This window comes from Emticicia sp. (genome assembly GCF_043780375.1).
Lineage (GTDB): Bacteria > Bacteroidota > Bacteroidia > Cytophagales > Spirosomataceae > Emticicia.
On the sequence record NZ_JAYWCU010000234.1, the window covers coordinates 1 to 6,484 of the forward strand.

At 33.1% G+C, this 6,484-nt stretch carries 7 protein-coding genes; 4 read left to right on the plus strand and 3 right to left on the minus strand.

Going from position 1 to position 6,484, the window contains the following annotated elements; translation table 11 throughout:
* From ACH2CJ_RS17900 to ACH2CJ_RS17910, 3 genes are all read right to left on the minus strand, one after another.
* Positions 1 to 896: carboxypeptidase-like regulatory domain-containing protein (locus ACH2CJ_RS17900; protein ID WP_394994789.1), on the minus strand; the 896-nt coding region annotated here is incomplete at its 3' end.
* A 229-nt stretch (positions 897 to 1,125) separates the two neighbouring features.
* Positions 1,126 to 2,226 carry a FecR family protein gene (locus ACH2CJ_RS17905; RefSeq protein WP_394994792.1) on the minus strand — a complete coding sequence of 367 codons (1,101 nt, stop codon included), beginning with the start codon at positions 2,224 to 2,226 and terminating at the stop codon, positions 1,126 to 1,128.
* 57 nt (positions 2,227 to 2,283) lie between these two features.
* Positions 2,284 to 2,961: an RNA polymerase sigma factor gene (locus ACH2CJ_RS17910; RefSeq protein WP_394994795.1), complete on the minus strand. Its 678-nt coding sequence runs from the start codon at positions 2,959 to 2,961 to the stop codon at positions 2,284 to 2,286.
* A 247-nt stretch (positions 2,962 to 3,208) separates the two neighbouring features.
* Between ACH2CJ_RS17910 and ACH2CJ_RS17915 the strand changes: the two genes are divergently transcribed.
* The 4 genes from ACH2CJ_RS17915 to ACH2CJ_RS17930 all read left to right on the plus strand — a co-directional run.
* Positions 3,209 to 3,739 (plus strand): recombinase family protein, encoded by a 531-nt coding sequence (locus ACH2CJ_RS17915; RefSeq protein ID WP_394994797.1) that lies wholly within the window; start codon positions 3,209 to 3,211, stop codon positions 3,737 to 3,739.
* A 297-nt stretch (positions 3,740 to 4,036) separates the two neighbouring features.
* Complete coding sequence (locus tag ACH2CJ_RS17920) at positions 4,037 to 4,639, plus strand: RNA polymerase sigma factor (RefSeq protein ID WP_394994800.1); 603 nt, start codon at positions 4,037 to 4,039, stop codon at positions 4,637 to 4,639.
* 145 nt (positions 4,640 to 4,784) lie between these two features.
* Positions 4,785 to 5,903: a FecR family protein gene (locus ACH2CJ_RS17925; RefSeq protein WP_394994802.1), complete on the plus strand. Its 1,119-nt coding sequence runs from the start codon at positions 4,785 to 4,787 to the stop codon at positions 5,901 to 5,903.
* A gap of 171 nt (positions 5,904 to 6,074) precedes the next feature.
* The coding region (locus ACH2CJ_RS17930; RefSeq protein ID WP_394994805.1) for an STN domain-containing protein at positions 6,075 to 6,484 on the plus strand (410 nt) is incomplete at its 3' end.

The window sequence follows — 6,484 nt, forward strand, 5'->3', positions numbered from 1 at the left end:
GGAACGCCATCTACAATCACCAATGGATTAGAATCTCCGATGGTGGTTACTCCTCGAATTCTGATAGTAGCACCACCCATAGAACCATTTGCTCCACTACGAGTTACCATAACACCTGACATTGCTCCTTGGAGTGCTTGTGCTACTTGGGTTTCTTTGCGTTCTTTAAACATTTCACTACCAATAGACGAAACAGCACCCGTAAGGTCTTTTTTCTTCTGCACACCATAGCCTACGACTACTACTTCATCAAGTGCTTTATTATCTATATTGAGTACAATATTAATTTTTGTCTGATTTCCAACAGTAATTTCTTGTGCTTGAAATCCAACAAAACTAAAAACTAAAATGGATTTACTATCAGTTACCGCTATCGAATATTCGCCATCGACATTTGTTGTACCTCCACGACTTGTACCTTTTACTATTACGCTTACACCTGGCAGTTTTTCGCCTTTTTCGTCGCTTACAGTACCTTTAATGATGATGTCGTTATTTACATTATTCTCAATATTGGACAAAGTCATATTTGTTTGATTAGAACCATTTTCTTTTAAATCAAGCCCCATAGACTTGGAACGAATCAAAATAATTTGTCTTTCACCCACGGTTTCAAATGTAATATTTCTTGGCGTTAGCACTTTTCTAAGTACATCTTCTACCTTTTCGTTTTTTATTTCCAAGGTTAGTGGCTCATCATTCGCAATCAAATCTTTTTTGTATGAAAACAAAACGTTTGTTTGCTTTTCTATTGATTTCAACAAGGTTTTTATACTCCCTTTTTGGAGAGATATACTCACCTTTTTTTGCAGCAAATCCTGTGCTTTTGCAGGTATCGCAAAAGCATTTGCCGCAAAAACGCCTGCTATAATCAATTGTATGAGGTTGATTTTCATAAACAATAGAAAATTTTGTTTAGTACTATTTTTTGTCATAGTTTTAAATGTTTTTTGAAAGAAAAATGAAAATTCACGCCTATCTCTCATCAGTATAGATAGGCTGGGAGTATCGGGGGATAAATGTTGAAGCATTTTCCCTCGATTTTTTTTGTTTAGATAATCATTGACTTCATATATTATTGGGGGGTTAGGGTTGAAAACGGTAAACTTTAACGGATTTATTTGATTAGTTGCAGCCCATTGACTGAATCACTATTTGGGCATCTACTATTTTGTAGCTTGCACCAATTGTTTTACACATAATATCGAGTTTGCTATATAATGATTCGTTGGCGAGTGTAGTTGTGATGATACAATGTGAGAGTTGGTCTGCATCATAAATAATATGTACACCATAAGCCTGCTCAATGGCTTTCAACACTTCTGAAACAGGTTTATCTTCAAAATTTTGTTCTGGCAACTGGCTTAAATCTTTAATTAGGATAGGGCTTTCAACCAAAGATTTGGTAAGCGATTCGGCTTTTCGGGAGAATACAATTTGTTGATTTGGCGTAATGATTAGAGCTTCCTCTTCGGGGTCGGCGAGGGCGATTTTATTTTGGTGAAAAACTGAAACTCTTCCTGTTTTTACACTCACTATTACTTCTGGGGCATCTTCAAATGCCTTAATGGTGAAACTTGTTCCTAAAACTTTTGTAATGACTTCATTGGAATAGACAAAAAACGGTTTTTTTGGGTTTTTAGTGATGTCAAAAAAAGCCTCACCACTCAAAAAAACCTGCCTCTTATTCGGTTCAAAGTGTTTTGGATAGCTTAATTTGGCGTTCTCTGCCAGTATGATTACACTCCCATCTTCAAGTTTTATAGACAGTGGAGTGTTAGATTTATTTATTTTTTCAATTAATTTGATTTGTTTTTCTGCCGTAGCTACCAACTCAGAGTAACTTATTTTTTTAGGATTATTGTTTGATAAAAATCCTTTTAGGCCAATGCCAATCACAAGACAGGCAGCTGCAGCCCATCTAATTTTTACCCATTTTGTAGCATATAATTTTGACAATAAACTTGGTTTCAATGATTCAGAATCCTTATCAATATTGTCGCTGATTGCCGTCCATACTTTTGATTGGCTAATATTAGGTTGGCGAAGTTTTTCTACCTCAGCTACTTTTTTAATAAAGTCGGAGGCTTTACTAATGATAGTTTGCTTTTCAGGGTTGTCTAATATAAATGCTTGAAAAAAAGCATCATTTTCTCCATACTTTACCCAACGGACAAAAGCATCATCTTTAATAAAATCTTGTATCTGAAAAAACTTATATTCCATCTTTGAAAAAGCTATTTTAATGGCTTTCAACAATACAGATACACCGTTTTTATGAAATTACTCACTGAGTATAAAGTATTTTAAAAAAAATATTGAGATTGTCCAACTTTTAAGAAGGGTACGAAGCGTCGCATAAGAACGAAATAGTAAATTGCTAACCGATTGTTTATTTACATCCATGAGTTTAGCTATCTCATCTAATGTAAAATCGTGGTAATATTTTAGGTTGATTACCTCTTGTTGGCGTATAGGAAGATGGGAGATTGCTCTTTGTAGGGTATCTAAGTCAGTTTCACATTGTTCTGAATCAATCTTTTTTTGTTCGTCAGATATACTTATCAAGAAGTCTAAATAAGTATCAATATCTTCTGATTTGTCAAAAATATCTCTTTCGAGTTGTCGGACAATTCTATTTTTTAGTGAACGAAAAAGATAAAATTTAACTTCATTAACTTCGGAAAGATGGGTTCTATTATTCCAAAGGCTTATAAAAACCTCTTGAATAGCATCTTCGATGAGGTTTTCGTTTGGAGTAATCCGAAAGCCGTAGCTAATTAATGGTTGGAAATATTGTTTGTATAAATTCTCAAAAGCTCTTTTATTACCCGAAATCATATCCATCCAAAGTGCTTGTTCTTGCTCTTTGGTTAAATTTTTGACAGATTTAATATATTCTCTGTTACTTGGCAATGCCTTTGACTTTAAATTTGGTATTTTTAAATGCAAAAATAGCATAATTTTAATATAGTATTTGTTGAAATATTATTAGAGTTCTTTCAAAAGTCTTTGTAAACTATATTTAAGTATCGAACTTTGAGATATTATGGCAAAATACGATTCAGTAAAATCATTGACGGATTCAAATTTTCGTCGCTTAACAGGCGTAAAACGAACTACATTTGAAATCATGTTGTCGGTTTTATCGACCCTTTTTTGAAACTCCAAATTCGAGTTTAGTTTGGTCTTTTTTCAATATTTCGTTTTGACCATTACATTTACTACAAAAGCTGGTTACGAAATAATTTTCAAAGAGACAGCATCGGGAGCTAAGACCGACCGTGGTGAACTTGCCAAACTTTGGAGTCAAATTCGCAAAGATGATATTTTGGTAGTTTACAAACTTGACCGTTTGGGTCGTTCCTTGAAACATTTGTTGGAAGTAGTTGCCCAATTAAATGAAGAGAAAGTGGGTATCCAAAGTATCAACGATGCCATTGATACTACTACTCCTCAAGGACGATTATTTTTTAATATTTCAGCTTGTTTTGCAGAATTTGAAAGAGACTTAATTCGAGAACGAACCAAGGCAGGTTTGGAAGCTGCTCGTGCCAGAGGCAGAAAAGGAGGTCACCGACAAGGAATGACTAAAGAAGCAGAACAAAAAGCCATATTGGCCGAAAGTTATTACAAAGAAGGCAAAATGGGAGTCAATCAAATTACTATTGAAATTGGGGTTTCAAAAATGACACTATATAAATATCTCAGGCATAGAAAAGTACCTATTAGTGCCTAACAGATAAAGGATAAATAAGTATAGCTATCTCTTTTGGGACAATACATTTACTTCATAATTAAACAAAGAAGTAAATGCAATTTAATCTCTTATTTGGGTTTGCTATCAAATTGGTAACAAATCATAAAGTAGCCTATTTTTAGTCTCTCCTCATTATTATGTTTATTACATTCTTGACTTTTTAAATATATTACTCAATTACATTAATCAGGCATGACAGTACAGGATAGTAAAGCATATTATATAATATAATATTGTACAATGTAAAGTATTTTTATTGATATTTTTATATATATCGTGAATTATAGTAATGTAAATACAAATATTGAAAGCGATATTTTGCTTTGGCAAGCCTTCAAAATAGGTGATACGGAAGCATTTGAGCAATTGTATCATAAATATTTTAAGGTTTTAGGAAACTATGGGCTTCGTCTTAATCCTAATAAAGATTTAGTTGAAGATGCCATCCAAGATGTGTTTATTGACCTTTGGCGACGAAAAGAATACTTGAATGATATTGAGAACGTAAAATACTATTTATTTCGAGCTGTTCGGAATCAGTTTAGCCGGAATATACAAAAAGATATATTTGAAGGTTCGGAAGATGTCAATAATTTTTTGGATTATTTAGGTACAATTTCTTTAGAACAAGAGTCTATTGATGTTGAAACGAATCAAATAAGGACAATATCTGTTCGGAAAGCAATGAATAATTTAAGCAATCGTCAGGCAGAAGCAGTTCATTTACGATTTTATCAAGGCTTGAGTCTTGAAGAAATAGCATTGATTATGCAAGTCCAAAAGCAAGTTGTCAAAAATTTATTATCTAAATCGTACGCAATTTTGAAGATTTCGCTTAAAGATTTAATCTCAATCGCATTGTTTTTTCTATTCAAATAACCTGAACTTCGAGTGAAATATTCATGCCTAAAACGTTTCTAAAAATGTTTTAGGCATTTTTTATAAAAAAAATCAAAAACAATGATTACTTTTTTCTGAAATTGTTACCTATGCATAATATAAGGTTTATAGTTTTAAAAACAAGATGAAATATAATTATAATCAGATTCAAGATTTACTAAACGATGATTCATTTGTTGAATGGGTACTTTTTGCTAACAATGATAGTGATTGGCAAAAATATTTAATAGAAAACCCCAGCAAAGCTATAATCGTCAATGAAGCTCGCCAAATAATTTTAGAAATCCATTCTATTGAAAAAGAGAAATCAGTTGAACTTGACCAGAAATTAGTATGGGAAAAAATTTCAAAGGCAATTATCGAAGAAAACCACACTACAAAATCAGAAATTATGTGGTGGAATAAGCCTCTATACCGATGGGCAGTAAGTTTTATTCTTATGTTCGGAATCGGATGGTTGTTTTTCTTAAATCAATCTAAAGGAAAAGTAAATTACAGTGCTTTAGTGGCTTCGATAGAAGATAAAAATACACTAATAGAGCGTATCAATAAATCGGCTTCTGCGATGACTGTAGAGTTAGAGGATGGAAGTAGAATTACCTTAGAAAAAGGCAGTAAGCTGAGTTATCCGAGTCATTTTGCTACCAATAAAAGAATGGTCGTATTGAGTGGGGAGGCTTTTTTTGAAATCGCCAATAATCCAAATAAGCCATTTTATGTGTATGCCAATGAAGTCGTAACCAAGGTTCTGGGTACAAGTTTCAGAATTAAGGCTTTTGAGGAAGATAAAAAAGTAATAGTGAAAGTGCTTACTGGAAAAGTATCTGTTTATAACCAACGTCAAATAAATCTGAATGACCCAGAAACAAATGCTTTGATTTTATTACCAAACCAGCAAGCTATATATAACCGACCAAGCGAAGATTTGAGTAAACACCTCGTTGAAGTCCCAATGCCACTGACGCAACAACCTGAACAATTACCAACCGAGTTTGACGAAGTGTCTGCCGATAAAATTCTGGAGATTATAGAAAAGCGTTACGGTATCAAACTTATTTATAATGAGGAGATTTTATCGAATTGTATAATCACGACCAAGCTAAGAGATGAACCGCTTTCCGATCAACTTGATTTGATATGCGGCATCATCGGTGGTACTTATAAGGAAGTTGATGCTCAAATCATAATTGAATCAAAAGGTTGTAATAAATTACTGATTTCACCACTAAACACTCATCTATGAAATAAAATAATCTTGCTTAAAACCCGAAAAAGGAAACGATGCTCGAACATCGCTCCCTTTAGATTTACTCGGAAGTCCGAAGAAATCACGAATAAGTTGTTTTGCCTTTATCAAACAAAAACAAACAAATGTATGTCTAAAATTTTTACAAAAAAAACGATTTTCAAGATTATGAAAATCTCAATAACCCAATTGTTGATGACTGTTTTTGTGGCAAGCGTAAGTTATGCCCATGAAAGCTATGGTCAAGAAAGTTTGAGAGAACGGGTTTCTATTTTGATAAAAAATGGCAACCTAAAATCTGTACTTTTAAGTATCGAAAAGCAGGTTGATTTAACCTTTTCATACCAAAAAGAGGTGGTAGCTTCAAACGAAAAAATAAACATAGAATTTAAAAATGAAACAGTAGAAGATATTCTGAAAAAGGTGCTGATTCCTCGAAATATATCATTTCAGGTTTTACGCAACAATCAAATTATTTTAACCCGAAATCTGGGTTTAGGAAATATCGAAAGTATATCAAGAGAGCCGATTTCAGAAACTAAAATCACATTTTCGGCCGATATTAGCATAAAAGGCAC

Coding starts and splice junctions, on each gene's coding strand:
- ACH2CJ_RS17910 (WP_394994795.1), bottom strand. CDS start 2,961: ATGCTATTTTTGCATTTAAAAATACCAAATTTAAAGTCAAAGGCATTG.
- ACH2CJ_RS17905 (WP_394994792.1), bottom strand. CDS start 2,226: ATGGAATATAAGTTTTTTCAGATACAAGATTTTATTAAAGATGATGCT.
- ACH2CJ_RS17925 (WP_394994802.1), top strand. CDS start 4,785: ATGAAATATAATTATAATCAGATTCAAGATTTACTAAACGATGATTCA.